Below are 13,997 nucleotides of genomic sequence, written 5' to 3' on the forward strand. Positions count from 1 at the left end.
AGTTGTCATTGAAATGAGAATTCAATATTCAGAAAAAACACGTTGTAAGCTTCAGTGTTAACCGAATCAATTCAGTACTTTTAAAATGAACCAAATAATCCAAGCTATGAAACACACTATCATCACTGCCTTTTTTCTCCTTTTTATTGGCACGCTCCATTCCTTCTCCCAATCTTGGATGACGGATAGTTTGAAATGGAAAGAGACCCGAGAACTAAATTTCGGAGATACCTACACGACGAGTTTTGTGGTTTGGGCAACAGAGTCAATCAATGATACTATTTATCGACGTATCCATCTAACTCAGTGCTCTGTTGCACCAGTTGCAGACCTTTTCACATGTCACTTAAGAGCTGAAGGTAATCAGGTATTTGTGCGTGTTGAAGGCCAAGAGTATCTACTCTACGATTTTGATTTAGAAATTGGTGATGTTTATACCCCTCAGATCTGTGAAATGGCTGGTGAAATCCAAGTATTGGATGGAAGCTTCGCAAATTATGAAGTTACTGAAGTCTCAACCACGATAATCAACGGTGAGGAGCGAAGAGTAATTTCATTTGACACGTTTGGCTCAGGAGCGTATGATTTGCAGTGGATAGAAGGGGTCGGTTCGAATAAAGGCTTATTTCACGGTACGGAGGTCTGCGCCATTGATGTCATATCCAGGCTTACTTGCTTCGAGCGCAATACGGTAGATGAATACATGAACCCTGAATTTGACACCTGTTGCGTTTTTGCATTAAGCGATGAGCTAAGTGATATGGGTTCGGCAAATGGTCTGGTGGCATACCCAAACCCCATCTCCTCATCTGAGGCCCTGAAGTGGTCTGAAGGATTTGAAAGTGGCCATCTAAGTGTTTTTACCCAAGAAGGTAAATTGATATACAGTGAAGAAATCTCCAAGCATTCTAAATTAACTCCGAGTGATATGGGTTTATCCCCCGGACTTTACCACATAAATCTAGAAGTGGAAGGCGAGCTGCTTCATCAGAAAATGGTTGTCTATTGATTTATCGAAAGACCGAAGTCATTTTCCGCCATACCCGCTTATGCAGGGGAGCCTTTACTACTGCTACTGAGAAAGCAACCATATTGTCCTCAGTGACAGCATCAAAATTCACATTGGTCATCGCTCGATTTGGAACCAACATTTCCTGTCTGGTAGTACCGATGTAATTAAAAACCAAGGTAATTTCAGCCAATGAATCAGACACCTCAGAAATGTCAAGTGCATAGTTACCGTCAAAATCTGTGGTTGTCCCTATTTCCGTTCCCTTTACCATTATGGTTGCAAACGGAATGGGCTCCCCGTCACCTTGGTCACTAAAGTATGTTGCTTTGCCGCTGATGATAATGGAATCTTGTTGAGAGGTAGTTGGTACGGTAGAAGCTTCCGTTTCTTTTAACTCATTACCGGATACTTCCGGAGTCTGTTCCACGGGAGTTTTGATCTCGACGCTTTGACCTTGAATGACGCTTGGCGAAAGCAAGCTTAACAAACTCGCGAAGGAAGCAATGGGTATCAAAGACCTTTTGGCGGTTCTCGAACTGCCGTTGCCCAATTGATCGGGACTGTACAATCCGCAAACTGCCGTTTCGCTTTTGGCGTGCGCAAGCGCTATTTCACGACTCGACAGTTTACGAAAATCAGTGATGTGCTTCTCGCATTTCTGGCAAAGTCGCTTCTCTCCCACCCGCTTCATATCCGACCAGTGCTGATCGCATGGACGGAGGTTGGAAAGATTGACTTTATCGACTTCGTGCATAAACGGTTTTCAATATTCATGACAATCTATACAAATGAAGTAGTCTTGCCTAACAGCTTAACAAAGATTCGAAACTTGATTTGAGGAAAGGGAAAGACAGAGAAGGAAGGGTTGAGTTAAAATGATACGTTAACGCTACATTCCCAAGAGCGGCAAGTGCTTTACTTTGTGGTAAGTCAAGGCCGTTTTGACACAATGCTTTAAAGCCTCTACCGGTAGTTTCTCATCAAGCGAAAAGACGAGTGCACGATTGCCCTCGTAGTTGAATTCAGAGGGATAGATTTCCCGAAAGGTGGGCACCAACTTACTCGTACACTTAAAGTAGATGGCGTATTGATCGGGAGTTTTTGACTTCCAATCCATCCTAACGGTGCTCCCGTGCTTGGCGAGGTAACTCGGCTCTCCCCATTTGAGGGTTTCCTCCAGCTTTTGAAGTCCGTCGATTTCAGAGGCAGCTTCGAGCACCAATTCCCGAAGCTGTTTCATTTGGGTTTTGACATTGACAGGATAGCCAATAAAAACTTTATTTACAACAGGGTTGGAATCGACTTTAATACTTCTCTTTAGCACCATTTTTAGTGTTGTAGAATAAGCTCAAGCACATTAATTGATCAGAAGTTTCTTTGCACTAACTCCCTTCGCAGAAGCAACTTGAAACAGGTATACTCCTGCGGTTTGGTGGGGTAAGCTGATGCTGGTTCTATTCTTTAAGTGGACATTATTTCGTTCAAATACAATTCTGCCTGATGTATCGTAAAGCCGTATGTCAGAAATATCCAAATCCTTTGATTCGACAATGAGATTTCCATTAAAATCGATCCAAGCATTGAATGAAGCAAATTCTGCATCCTCTGATCCTAAAACAGTGCAAGCAGAAACCACCGCATTCTCATCGTTACAGCCTTCCCCATTATTAATTAGAGACAAGCTATTTGCTGCTAGAATGATCCTACAAAGCGAAGGTGTAGTATCACATGCCATCAAAGACGGGTTACCACCAAAAGACAATTCATCAATATCGTCGACTTGAGGAAGGTCAATCGAAATCAGAAGAGGATTGAGTCCCACATTCAGTTCTTCAATATGTGTTAAGCTTGGTAGCCCGCTTAACACCTCGATAGTAGAGTTCTGAAATATTTTGAATTCTCCAATAGAACTAACATTAGGGAATTGTGGAACTGTCGTCAAATCCGTATTGTAGATTCTCAATTCGGTTAACTCAGTCGTATTTTCAAATACTAATTCTTGTTCAAAAGATCCTGCATCTGTTAGTTTAAAATGCCTCAACCCCTCAGTTTGCTGTAAGGAAGACATGTCCAATTCTCCGCTGACATTGGAAATATGAATTCCTCCCAGATACTCTAGAGAAGGAAAGTGATTCAAACTGCTTACTGTAGTTGAATTTTGACCAGAACTGTATCCCAATCCTCCTCCAATATGGTTAAGCAACGGAAAGCTCGTTGGAGTTAGTAATGAAAACTCATCAGGCCAATTATAAATAAAATTCAATGCACCCTTGATATATTTCAAGTTGGTGAAGGCAGGCATTTCTTGAAGCTGAACAATCCAAATCCGCAGACTTTCACTAAGCCCCGGACCAGACAACGAAAGAGGGCCAACAATACTGTCAAGTTCCGTAAAACCTAAAATAACATCTACCTCATCAGCACGAATATTGAGAGAAGATAGTATTGGAGTGTTTGCCGGAAAATCAAAAGTTCCCACCTGATCAAGCCTTATATTAAGTCCGTACTCCGTAATTTTCAATTCGTCCGAATTCATTCCAATGGGCACTGTCAATTCATCTATGTATTGGGGTTCGAAATACTCATTCACTTCAAGGTGAATTTTTTCGGCTTCTTCTAAATTGTGAAAACCGTTAAAAGCGCCTGCATTGTTGGCAGAGATGTGTATTTGCTCAACTTTGGTAACATTCTCAAATGCCGATAGATTTACCAAGTTTGGACTATACTGCAATGTAAAACGGCCCAAGTTCGTTAATTCACCGTCACCAAGAATGGATTCCAAATATTCAAGACCAGATATTGTGATGTAAAGTTCCTCACTATTTAAAACTGGAGTCGGAATATGTATAACTCTGAGGGAATCTTGAATCCAATAAGCACCATTATAATAAAATTCCATAGGGCCTATTGACTGAAGGCCCGAAAAACGAGGTGACTCAGTGACAAAAGAGCAGTGATCCCAAGCAAATGATCCGATTTCGGATACTTCAGCAAAATCGGGACATGGCCCAATCATTTGCATCCCATTGAAATACATAAAACCGATCTCGCCCGAAATATTCGTGAGTGGCTCAAGACTGAAATATGAACCGCTGAGAATTAAGTCACCAACACTCGATATATTTTCTAAACCTGTTAAAGACCCGGGAGGTAATGAGTCAATATCTTGGACAATCGCCTCAGTTAATCCTCCTATTCTCAATTCTCCCTCTACAACTTCCAAATTAGATAGAAGGGATAGATCCAGATTTTCACTTGTCGTGCTTATTCCTAAATCTCCCGCAATCTGACTACAGTCGGGATAGTCCGTTACGAAATCTATTATTTCTTGTTGAGATGTGAGTAGAACATCTCCTTCGGGGCATTGGGAAAAGAGAGGGGCGCTAATCAGGACAATGAATAAGGTGAGAAGTCTCATAGTTTTGGTTTTCACTTTTCAAGGTAAACAAATCATTCAGTCCAAACATGCTCATACCCAACAAAAAAGAGTAAATACTTGGCTTCCCACCATGTGTAGTACTCTTTTTCATATCAACCCTAAGTCTATCCGGAACTTTATGCAGCTCTCAGAGACAAATTTGAAAATGCTTTCACATCTCCTTCCAGTCGGGATGCCTCGCAACAAACAACCGTACATAAGGACAGTAGATAACGGTTTCCAACCCTTCGGAATCAGCATATTTTAGAGCGTGGAGAGCCAATGCTGCTGCTACCCCTTTTCCGCCGATCTCCTCAGGAACCCATGTATGCATCAAGTAAATCTTATCACCGCGAAGACGATAGACCAACTCTCCTTTGTGTCCGTCTACCAAAGTTTCGAATTGGTGAGTATCCGTGTTGTTCGAAATCGAAATACCGGAGTTGGGTTTCATCACTTTCGGGACTGAAGTTTTGAAATCATTTCGGAATTTAAGGGATCGGCATAGGCGCCATACGCATCTACCATCGTCCCTTTGATAGTTCCGTCAATTGATGATATGGCGTAGACAATAGAAGAGTCGTCCGGATTAGTCATACCCTCAAATCGAAAAACGTGATCGATTTCAAAATCCTTTGGGGAAAGAATCAAATCGTCAGCTAAACAATGAATGCAATCTGGTTTTAGATTGAAGTCTTTGGTATAGCCCATTTCGGTCAAACCATTTACTGCTTGTGAGAGCGTATCGTATGATAAATTCATGTTTCAAAGCTTTTGAGAATAAACATGTATTAAAAATATGAATAATCCCTCATCAACCAAGCATGCCGAGTAAGGCTATTTCTTAATCTTCGAAATGGTCATACCAATTGACTTAGAAGGTTTGTCTAAATCTTCATACGCAAGGGCAAGTGCTTCCAGTATCAAATCCCTTACATTTTCATTTCTGTAGTCGGACGGTTCATTGACAGGGATGTGCCTGATTAGTTTTCCCGTGCCCTTCAATAACGCTTGAGGATCTTTCAAAATGGCGCCTCTGTTGAAGCCTAAATTGACATGGCTCGTGTAAATCGGTAACATCACAAAGCCATCAGACATCTTTTCTGAAACGGTGTAAAGTGAAGTCAAGGCATGAGTATGATACAACAATTCATTGCTGTCTGGGGCCAGTTCTAAAATATAGTTCCGCAGATCGACGTAGAGGTCGATCAAGTCCTGGCTTTTAAGATTGAGTGGGCTCTTAAAGTCGGAGTGGATAGGTCTTCGTTCGTTCATGAAAAGAGAGACGACTAAAATTTGGTAAAACGTCTAATGTTCTATGCCTGCGAAGGCAATTCCCGTTAGGCGGTGCATACCGTAGTTTAAGGTAGAAAGATCATTGAAGTTGAATTTTGAGACATTGTCGTGACCACAAGAGCGGGCAATCACTTTCATCAAATCGGCGCTGGCTTCGAAGAAATTCTTCAATTGTTTGGCGGATTGATCGATGATGATTCGCTGCCTCAAACTCTCTTTCTGGGTGGCAATTCCCACAGGGCAATTGTTGGAACTACAAGCCCGCATACCCAAGCATCCGATAGCTTGAAGAGCTGAATTGGAAACGGCTATGGCATCTGCGCCGAGCATCATGGCTTTGGCAAAATCTTCGGCCACGCGAAGCCCTCCGGTTATCACAAGGGTTACCTCTGTTGCACCAACTTTGTCCAGATGCTTTCTGGCTCTTGCCAAAGCGGGTATAGTCGGTACGTTGATATTATTTCTGAGAATAGTCGGTGCGGAACCTGTTCCACCGCCTCGGCCATCAAGAATAATGTAGTCTACTCCCACTGCAAGGGCAAAATCGATGTCGGCCTCAATATGACTGGCGGCGATCTTAAAACCTACGGGAATTCCATCCGTCTTTTCACGCACTTCTTCTGCCACTCGTTTAAAATCTTCTGCCGTTTTCAAATCGGGAAAAGCCGCAGGCGAAATGGCCGTTTCACCCTCTTTCAATCCGCGCACCTCAGCAATCTCAGCAGTCACTTTATGACCTGGCAAATGGCCTCCTGTTCCCGTTTTGGCTCCTTGGCCTCCTTTGAAATGAAATGCTTGGGCCTTCTTGACTTTATCCCAAGAGAAACCAAATTTACCCGAAGCCAATTCGTAAAAGTACCTTGAGTTACTTTCTTGCTCTTTGGGTAGCATACCGCCTTCCCCACTGCAAATCCCAGTGCCTGCCATCTCTGCTCCTTTCGAAAGAGAAATCTTGGCTTCGCGAGATAAGGAGCCAAAACTCATATCAGATACAAATACGGGAATTTCAAGTTTCAGGGGCCTCTTGGCTCTTGGGCCGATTACCACAGAAGTCTCGACAGAGTCTTCATCCAATAACGGACGACTCGCTAACTGAGCAGGTAAGAATTGAATGTCTTCCCATTTTGGAAGTGTATTGCGATCCACTCCCATTGCCTCTGATGGTCCATGATGCCCAAAATTCTTCAACCCATTTTTGGCTAACTGTTGAATAAAACCTGTGTATGGCTCAGTATTCTCAGGGTGGGTATCCGCATACTGACCTAAGTATTCATCGCGGTTAAAGGGCTGAGGATGCTCAACCAAGTAATCATCAATTTCTTGCTCGTCAACCCAAACGAAACCATCCTTGATCTCTGATTTGAACTTGTGAAGCACTTCGCTATCATTGTACTCCGAGACACCCGTATCGTAACGGTAATCCCAGCCGTGTAATCCGCAGATTAGGTTGTGGCCTTCAACATGTCCGTCAGCCATTAGCGCCCCTCGGTGAAGACACCTACCATACAACACGGAAACGTTGTCATCGTATTTAAGTACTACCAGGTCTAACCCTTTTATCAGGGCATGGTGCGGTTCGCGGTCTTTTAGCTCTTGAAACTGGATCAATTCAATCATATAATGATGGATGTTTTTTGTAATGTACCAGAAGGCCCATTTTATTGCAATTGCCAAGGTACTAAAATGACCCTGAGGCAAAATAAAAAAGACTCCCGTGGGGAGTCTTTGTAAAGTACCGGATACTCTCTTTACCTAAATCTATTGATTGGCTTTGATTCTTTCCTCGAAATTATCCCAAAGCGTTGGCAAGAAAGAGCTGTCATGCATTTGGCGGAGTGCATCCAGAGGTGAGTCAACGACTAAAGCGATTTCTTCGAAACGTTTGTAATCAATGCCTCGCTCTTCAAAGTTAGCGCGGATGGCGGCCATTTGCTCTTCGAAGATGTAGCCAAATTCATCGAGCCATGCTTCAAACTCTTGATCGCTTAGCTTGGTAGTTTCAGCAAACGGCAGTGATGCACCGAGAGCTTTAGCAGTAGACGTTTCCGCTTCAGTAGTTGTATTTGCCGTTTTTTCAAAAGGAACATTTTCAGCCTCACCGGAAAGCATGGCCATGATTTGGGCCATTTGATCTTTCAGTTGTTCCATCTCATTTTCCAATGAGGAAACGCGATCTGATAAATCGTTCTTATTCAGGCCCAAGGCTACATTCACCAGAGCGGGAGCTTCGTTATCTGAGGACTCCCATGCTACTCCTATTATCTCATTGAAGCGTTGAGTAGGAAGATCAGTACCACTGACTGCAATAGCCATTCCGTCGTTATTACCCGAAGGTAAAATGTAATCGCCGGCCTCTACTCTACCCACCACGCGGATGGGCACCTGACCGAGAAAAGCGATTTTCGCGAAACCATCTTCCTTTCCTTCGGGAGGCATATTTCCCAAAACAATGGGATTGGTACTCACAGCGAGGTAATGATCTACGTCAGCAGTGCTTTTGGATACCTTACCGTTTTTGACGCCTACCACTTCTCCCGGACTCAGGCGCTCACTCTGGTTCTCTTTCTCCAACCACTCGGCATAGTCAGCACCTCCTGAGAGGAAAGCCACACCTACGTTGAGTTCATAATTAGCGGTGAGCTCTACCCACTGGGCTCCGAGCAGAGCCGTATTGGCTACCATTACCCCGGCTTCAAAGCCATCAAGCTGAAAACCACAAGCCACTCCCTCGGCAGCGACAAAAGCTTGCTCCAAACCGCCCATGGTTACATCCCAAATAAACCGAAAGCTGGACTGCAATTGACCAAGTGTTTGCCCTTCAATTCTTCCTTTAATTACTCCCGACCCGTTAAAGAAGCTCATGAAATTCTTTGACTGGGACTCTCCTCCGTCTACCCGCACAGCTATACCTTGGGAGGCGCCTTGAACACGCAAGGGATATGAATTGTAACTGGTTTGTGCACCATCCAGATCAGCATTAATGGTTACCTGACCATTCAGTGCAGAAGCTGCATTGACGCTTATCGAGCTGTTCATCGTAGTACTCCCCTCAACAGTCAAGTTTCCCGTGAGCGCTGTAGGGCTTTCGTTGAGCACGGATACCGGGCCATTTAGCACAGTGGTATTGGCGACTTCGATGTCTTCAAACTCTACCTTACCCGCAAAGCTTGCATCACCCAGAACATCCAGAGTCCCCGTAAGCAGAGTCGGTGACTCATTGTTCACATTCAGACCATTGTTGAGATTGGTCACATCGTCTACCTCTAATGTACCCGTTAATACGGTTGGCGCCATATTCGCAACGGTCAAATCACTGCCTAAGGTTGTTGTTCCTTCCACCTCTAAAGAGCCTGTGAGTCTGGTTGGAGCTCCATTTTCTACAATCAGGTCGGCATTGAGTGTTGAGACGCCGTCCACATCCAGTGTACCCGTAGCCGTAATGTTTCGGTGGAAGGCATAAGGAAGAAACAGCAAGCCTTGTCGCGACAACTCTTCAAAACCATTGTTGTCGTATGCCACTTCTACCCCAAGATCTTTTGGAAGTCCGTCCCAATCTATTTCCCTAAAGAGTTGATTGCTTTCGGCAGTCATATCTCCCTGACCGATAACTAGATTTACCATTCCATAAGCGTCGGTGGTGGCATCGTGTACCTCTTGGTAGAGCACATCGCCTGTGTTTTGGTAGATGGTAAAGCGCAATTGCACCTGACCATTGGAGAGGTAAAGCCCTTCAATATCGGAGCCCGGAAGCTCAAGCGGATTATTGTCAATAATCACGGCTTGGTAGCTCAAACCATCGGTTTGGGCATTTAGCGCAAGCGCGAAAAGAACAGTGAAGAAGGTAATTATCAGCTTTTTCATTTGATCGATTTTGATTTGAGGCAGTAGGTACAGCGTTTGAAATTGAGCAAGATGCCCAAGCTTATAGTGCCAGTTCGATAGCGTAGCGTCTCATCGCTTTGGTTGAGCGGAAAGCCCATTCCATAATCGTAGCGCAAAGTGATCGCGAAGTTTTTATCGGCGCAGTAATTGGCTCCTAATCCCCCTTTGGCAAAGAGAAACGGAGAATCAAACTCTTCGGCACCTTTTAAGTCCTCAACGTCGTTGTTGATGGTTCGTGAGCCATTGAGCATAAATTGAGGTTCGACAGCCAAACGAGCGAAAAAAGTGAAACCCGCTTTCTTAAAAAACTCTCCCTCCGCTCCCAAGTTGAGGCCGAGGTAATCTGTGCGGTAATTGTAAGCCAGATCAAAGACCTCGTAGCTCCCGAAAGTTTCGTAACGATTGTAGGTCACAGAACCTACTGCAAAAATGCGATCGCTGAGTTGCATTCGGTAGCCAACGGCTGCAGCGAGGTTTGACTCAGGGTACTCGTTTTCTAAACTTTCTCCCGTCGAGGATTCATAATCGAATCGTGAAGAGACCCGACCGAGCTCAAAAAAGACTTGCTGCGCAGAGGCGAAGCCACTCAAGGTTATGCAAAGAATCAGTAGAGATTTCTTCATAGTTTTTGAATTTTAGTAGCATATTGACCTCCATCGGTATCTACTTGGAGGATGTAAAGGCCTTGGGCAAAACCTGATAAATCGAGCCGAATGATACCGTCCCTTCTTTTTTCAAAAGTTCTAAGGAGAGCACCGTCGGCAGAGAAAACCCTGATTTGCATCAGCCCTTCCCCGGCTTTGGTGAATTGTACTTGAATCGATTCGCTAAACGGATTAGGAAAGACTTCCAATTCTACTGCTTTGTTTTCGGCACTGCGATATGTGAGAACAGCAGGCTGCAGAAACCCCTGTCGAAGAGTGATCTTATTAGATTTAAAATTTCCGATGACGCTTCCCTGACCAATGGACTGTTGAACCATTAGACCCGATGCTGAGCCGCTGGTGATAGCTCCTGAGTTGGTTAAGCAATCACGCTGAACTTGGGCTTGGCACGAAAGCCCGAAGAGAAGGCAGGATGAAACAAAAGCGAGTAAGAATTTTGGCATGGATCAAACCTAGCCTACAATTCTACCTCTCGCAAAAATACAGAGTGGACAAAAGGTGGACAGGATTATAAACTACTGATTACCTGACCTATTCGCTCTCTATAGGTCGCAGTAGACCGCCCATTTATACTCAACATAATTGCAAACTCTCACAGCACTCGACCCGAAAGCAACGTCGAATTCTACTCTCATTCCACAATAAAATGCCTAAGCCCCTTCTCGTTTGAAGGGGGCTTAGGCTAACCAAATTCTTCTTATGAAGATGTACTAAGTGAAAGGCGCAACGCAAAAAGCGACCCACACTCTTTTAAGATGTGGTGCGAAAATAGCGGCATTGATGAGTTTTAATCACTTCACGCAAAGCCTTAACAATAGCATATCAATCGGGAAGTATTGAGTTGAGGTTATGCTAACATTAAAAATTGCATTATTCAGAGTTTACGCTGAACAGTTCATCAAACTTGGTAGACATTTCAATTCGGAATAGTGTACTTTTATACAAAACCAATCAAAATGAAAAAACCTTTACTTGTTTTAGCTGCGTCTGTTCTATTTGGCAGCCAACTAGCCAATGCCCAGTCTTGTGCAGATGTATGTCCTGCCGTAGGCCTCAGTTCATCATTTGAATGGATTGCAGGAGTAGACATCGGACCTCTTTTTAATATTTCAGGAAACAATGACGGATACCAAGACTTTGGCGACGTCAGTGCCACGTTTGCTGCAGGTACTACTTATTCATACCAAGTAGGCGTAGGCTATGGAGACGGTCCTTTTTCCGAAACATTCTCTGCTTGGATGGACTTCAACCAAGACGGAGATTTCGAAGATCCGGGTGAGGAGATTTTCACCGATTTTGGGCAGTTCCAAGTATCGGGAAGTTTCTCAGTTCCATCTAATGCGGTAAATGGAAAAGTGAAGCTACGCATCGCGATGGGGTTTGCACAGGCCAACCTTTGCCAGAATGTTCCGGAAGGAGAGATAGAAGATTACTGTGTGAACATGGTTGGAGGAATTGATCCTCCCAACCCATGTGATGTAAGTGCACCTGTAACCGGATTGTCATCTACCATCAACCCTAACAATGTCCAATTGACTTGGGATCCTGTTCCAAATTCTGTAGGATGCCGTGTTCAAGGTGGACTCTTTGGAAGCTTTAACGTGAATAAGAACCTCATTGGAAACGAAGTAAGTTCACTTACTGTTCCACTTGCCAACCTAAGCCCAGGTACATACAACTGGAGGGTTACATGCGCCTGTGAACTTCCCCCCAACTTGACATTAACTCCTTTCTCAGCTGAAGCATTTTTTACCATTGAAGCAGGAATTGAAGTTCTCGGCAGTCAGACCCTTTCGCAAGAAATGAGCCTAAGCCCCAATCCTGCCGCAAGCAATTTAAACGTGGCAGTGACTTCAGAGAGCGATGCAGCCGAACAAATCATAGTAACCGATCTGCTAGGAAGAACGGTAATGCAAGAAAATGTAAACGTGATCGAAGGGATGAATAACTTTAACCTCGACGTAAGTTCGTTGACCACGGGCACCTACATCTTGATCCTTCGCGATGGAAACCAACAGATGACTTCCATGCGCTTTATCAGAGAGTAAAGGAACTGATTTAAACCCGAATCCCCCGTGCTGCGAAGTCGGGGGATTTTTAATGTTTTGGAGATACCGAGGTCGCAAAATCCAGAATAGTGCGACTCGGTAAAATGGAATTGTTATGTCTTCACGTAAAGCGGAGCCACCTCTTTTACCCTCTTCGCTTTGACCTCTCGAAAGAAGAACTTCCGAATACCGATGAAAACGAAAACCATCGCGGTATAGCCGAAGAAGAAAGGCAGAATAAAGGCTTCCAATCCCGTGACCAACATCACGGCTATGACCAGGAGCTGAAATCCCAAACCGAACGTAGATAGGATGGTCATAAACCATTTTGGTAATGCAATACCCTTTTCTGCATGGGGATCCAACGCGTATATGGTCTTATCAAATGCGCCATAGAGCAGTTTGTACAAAGCAAAAAGAACATTGACATGCTGCTGTTTTTCGCCTTTTAAGGCAATGGGCGTCTTGGTCTCAAACACGCGACTGGTAGTATCGCCATCAAATTTATTTCTCAATATCACATAGTAGTAATTGTAGAGCGTACCCTGCAATTGCAAACCAATGAATGCCCCAACAGCTATCCATATTTTGGTATCGGTGGTGTGCCAAATCGTAATGAAAATGAGGGCGTTCAAAAGGATATCAGCTACAGAATCGAGATAGCGCCCTGTATATGAAGGCTTTTTCTTTACCCTTGCCAACTCCCCATCGGCGGCATCGAGGATGGACTTGAAGATTAGAAAGAAAGCAGCTGGCCAATAATACCCCTGGAGTATACAGTAGATAGCCAAAAGGCCTGAGATGATAAACCAGAGAGTGACGTGAATAGGCGTGAAAGAAGTGTTCTTTAATCCGTTTGCGATCAGTTTCGCTACAGGTCTTCCATAGTCTGAAAGATCAGTGAATTTATGCGCTTTGGGTAATTTGGACATGTACTAGCATAGCAACCGTATTGTGGAATATACCAAATAGTAAGGCGACGAAGGTACGCTTAAATCGAATGATGTGATTTGATCTCTCGATGCTACTCCACAATCGGATGAAGCCTATTCAGGATTTTCAGTTTATGGATGGGTAGGAAAGCACTATCAATTTAAGAGAAGACGGCAAAGAATCTTGCACCTCCGCAATAATATCTACTACTCACACATCGATTGAGTTTGCTTGTTTTTCCATTGTATCCAGTACTCCTGCAATCCCTCGCTTGTGGTTTTCAGATCGCTGATATCCAGTTCGTGATTGTCCATCAAAACGCCACTGAGCTGCTTCTTTCTGGCTTCCAATGCAGGTGCATGATTCCATCCGCCCACATGATCAAATGATGTATATGCTTCACAGTCGGTACCCACACGTTTGAAAGGAATTTTCAGATAGTAGATCACATTTCCGCTTCCCATACCCTTTGTGGTCATTTCGATCTGGTCGAAGTCTACTTTCGAATACTCTCCCGCTTTAAATAGCTCCTTCAGCTTGACGCCAACCGCTGCTGACATCTTGTTAGAGAATTGATGGGCTACGTCTGAGCCATTGATAAATTCAGCTCCTTTATACTGCCCGTAGCATTCGCTATTGGAGCATTCGATTTCATCATTGTTATTCATGAAGCTGCTGAAGCACAGGAAGAACAGCAGAGCTGAAATAAAAATTGTCAAATGCTTCACCATTGAATTCATCCG

14 protein-coding genes are annotated in these 13,997 nt (G+C 44.0%); 2 read left to right on the plus strand and 12 right to left on the minus strand.

Annotation, left to right across the window (positions count from 1 at the left end; genetic code table 11):
* Nucleotides 1-106 precede the first annotated feature (106 nt).
* Nucleotides 107-1,009, plus strand: coding sequence for a T9SS type A sorting domain-containing protein (locus tag O3Q51_09880; protein ID MCZ4409119.1), 903 nt, complete (start codon nucleotides 107-109; stop codon nucleotides 1,007-1,009).
* A gap of 1 nt (nucleotide 1,010) precedes the next feature.
* Here O3Q51_09880 and O3Q51_09885 read toward each other — a convergent pair whose 3' ends face one another.
* The 10 genes from O3Q51_09885 to O3Q51_09930 all read right to left on the minus strand — a co-directional run bounded on the left by O3Q51_09885 (nucleotide 1,011) and on the right by O3Q51_09930 (nucleotide 10,716).
* Complete coding sequence (locus O3Q51_09885; GenBank protein MCZ4409120.1) at nucleotides 1,011-1,766, minus strand: carboxypeptidase-like regulatory domain-containing protein; 756 nt, start codon at nucleotides 1,764-1,766, stop codon at nucleotides 1,011-1,013.
* A gap of 135 nt (nucleotides 1,767-1,901) precedes the next feature.
* Entirely contained in the window at nucleotides 1,902-2,252 is a 351-nt protein-coding gene (locus O3Q51_09890) for a DUF1801 domain-containing protein (protein MCZ4409121.1), read from the minus strand.
* 117 nt (nucleotides 2,253-2,369) lie between these two features.
* Entirely contained in the window at nucleotides 2,370-4,430 is a 2,061-nt protein-coding gene (locus tag O3Q51_09895) for a T9SS type A sorting domain-containing protein (GenBank protein ID MCZ4409122.1), read from the minus strand.
* A gap of 172 nt (nucleotides 4,431-4,602) precedes the next feature.
* Nucleotides 4,603-4,884, minus strand: coding sequence for a GNAT family N-acetyltransferase (locus O3Q51_09900; protein ID MCZ4409123.1), 282 nt, complete (start codon nucleotides 4,882-4,884; stop codon nucleotides 4,603-4,605).
* Entirely contained in the window at nucleotides 4,884-5,192 is a 309-nt protein-coding gene (locus O3Q51_09905; GenBank protein MCZ4409124.1) for a phosphoribosylpyrophosphate synthetase, read from the minus strand. Before O3Q51_09905 ends, O3Q51_09900 begins: the two co-directional genes overlap by 1 nt.
* Before the next feature lie 75 nt (nucleotides 5,193-5,267).
* Nucleotides 5,268-5,705 carry a DUF1801 domain-containing protein gene (locus O3Q51_09910; protein ID MCZ4409125.1) on the minus strand — a complete coding sequence of 146 codons (438 nt, stop codon included), beginning with the start codon at nucleotides 5,703-5,705 and terminating at the stop codon, nucleotides 5,268-5,270.
* A 33-nt stretch (nucleotides 5,706-5,738) separates the two neighbouring features.
* Complete coding sequence (locus O3Q51_09915; protein MCZ4409126.1) at nucleotides 5,739-7,343, minus strand: glutamate synthase-related protein; 1,605 nt, start codon at nucleotides 7,341-7,343, stop codon at nucleotides 5,739-5,741.
* 141 nt (nucleotides 7,344-7,484) lie between these two features.
* Entirely contained in the window at nucleotides 7,485-9,587 is a 2,103-nt protein-coding gene (locus tag O3Q51_09920; protein MCZ4409127.1) for a hypothetical protein, read from the minus strand.
* Nucleotides 9,584-10,231, minus strand: a complete 648-nt coding sequence (locus O3Q51_09925) for a hypothetical protein (protein ID MCZ4409128.1) — start codon at nucleotides 10,229-10,231, stop codon at nucleotides 9,584-9,586. Before O3Q51_09925 ends, O3Q51_09920 begins: the two co-directional genes overlap by 4 nt.
* A complete protein-coding gene (locus O3Q51_09930; GenBank protein MCZ4409129.1) occupies nucleotides 10,228-10,716 on the minus strand; it encodes a T9SS type A sorting domain-containing protein in 489 nt (162 codons plus the stop codon). Before O3Q51_09930 ends, O3Q51_09925 begins: the two co-directional genes overlap by 4 nt.
* A 513-nt stretch (nucleotides 10,717-11,229) precedes the next feature.
* Here O3Q51_09930 and O3Q51_09935 point away from each other — a divergent pair.
* Nucleotides 11,230-12,321: a T9SS type A sorting domain-containing protein gene (locus O3Q51_09935; protein ID MCZ4409130.1), complete on the plus strand. Its 1,092-nt coding sequence runs from the start codon at nucleotides 11,230-11,232 to the stop codon at nucleotides 12,319-12,321.
* Nucleotides 12,322-12,434: 113 nt separating this feature from the next.
* On the opposite strand, the gene O3Q51_09940 is transcribed toward O3Q51_09935, so the two are convergent.
* Nucleotides 12,435-13,253 carry a CDP-alcohol phosphatidyltransferase family protein gene (locus O3Q51_09940; protein MCZ4409131.1) on the minus strand — a complete coding sequence of 273 codons (819 nt, stop codon included), beginning with the start codon at nucleotides 13,251-13,253 and terminating at the stop codon, nucleotides 12,435-12,437.
* Nucleotides 13,254-13,460: 207 nt separating this feature from the next.
* Nucleotides 13,461-13,985: a hypothetical protein gene (locus O3Q51_09945; GenBank protein MCZ4409132.1), complete on the minus strand. Its 525-nt coding sequence runs from the start codon at nucleotides 13,983-13,985 to the stop codon at nucleotides 13,461-13,463.
* Nucleotides 13,986-13,997: the final 12 nt, after the last annotated feature.

Source organism: Cryomorphaceae bacterium 1068 (genome assembly GCA_027214385.1).
GTDB lineage: Bacteria > Bacteroidota > Bacteroidia > Flavobacteriales_D > Cryomorphaceae > JAKVAV01.

Bases quoted from the DNA above. Each gene is read 5' to 3' on its own strand.
- O3Q51_09910 (MCZ4409125.1), bottom strand. From the start codon at position 5,705: ATGAACGAACGAAGACCTATCCACTCCGACTTTAAGAGCCCACTCAAT.
- O3Q51_09880 (MCZ4409119.1), top strand. From the start codon at position 107: ATGAAACACACTATCATCACTGCCTTTTTTCTCCTTTTTATTGGCACG.
- O3Q51_09940 (MCZ4409131.1), bottom strand. From the start codon at position 13,253: ATGTCCAAATTACCCAAAGCGCATAAATTCACTGATCTTTCAGACTAT.
- O3Q51_09885 (MCZ4409120.1), bottom strand. From the start codon at position 1,766: ATGCACGAAGTCGATAAAGTCAATCTTTCCAACCTCCGTCCATGCGAT.
- O3Q51_09915 (MCZ4409126.1), bottom strand. From the start codon at position 7,343: ATGATTGAATTGATCCAGTTTCAAGAGCTAAAAGACCGCGAACCGCAC.
- O3Q51_09900 (MCZ4409123.1), bottom strand. From the start codon at position 4,884: ATGAAACCCAACTCCGGTATTTCGATTTCGAACAACACGGATACTCAC.
- O3Q51_09895 (MCZ4409122.1), bottom strand. From the start codon at position 4,430: ATGAGACTTCTCACCTTATTCATTGTCCTGATTAGCGCCCCTCTCTTT.
- O3Q51_09905 (MCZ4409124.1), bottom strand. From the start codon at position 5,192: ATGAATTTATCATACGATACGCTCTCACAAGCAGTAAATGGTTTGACC.
- O3Q51_09920 (MCZ4409127.1), bottom strand. From the start codon at position 9,587: ATGAAAAAGCTGATAATTACCTTCTTCACTGTTCTTTTCGCGCTTGCG.
- O3Q51_09945 (MCZ4409132.1), bottom strand. From the start codon at position 13,985: ATGGTGAAGCATTTGACAATTTTTATTTCAGCTCTGCTGTTCTTCCTG.
- O3Q51_09935 (MCZ4409130.1), top strand. From the start codon at position 11,230: ATGAAAAAACCTTTACTTGTTTTAGCTGCGTCTGTTCTATTTGGCAGC.
- O3Q51_09930 (MCZ4409129.1), bottom strand. From the start codon at position 10,716: ATGCCAAAATTCTTACTCGCTTTTGTTTCATCCTGCCTTCTCTTCGGG.
- O3Q51_09890 (MCZ4409121.1), bottom strand. From the start codon at position 2,252: ATGAAACAGCTTCGGGAATTGGTGCTCGAAGCTGCCTCTGAAATCGAC.
- O3Q51_09925 (MCZ4409128.1), bottom strand. From the start codon at position 10,231: ATGAAGAAATCTCTACTGATTCTTTGCATAACCTTGAGTGGCTTCGCC.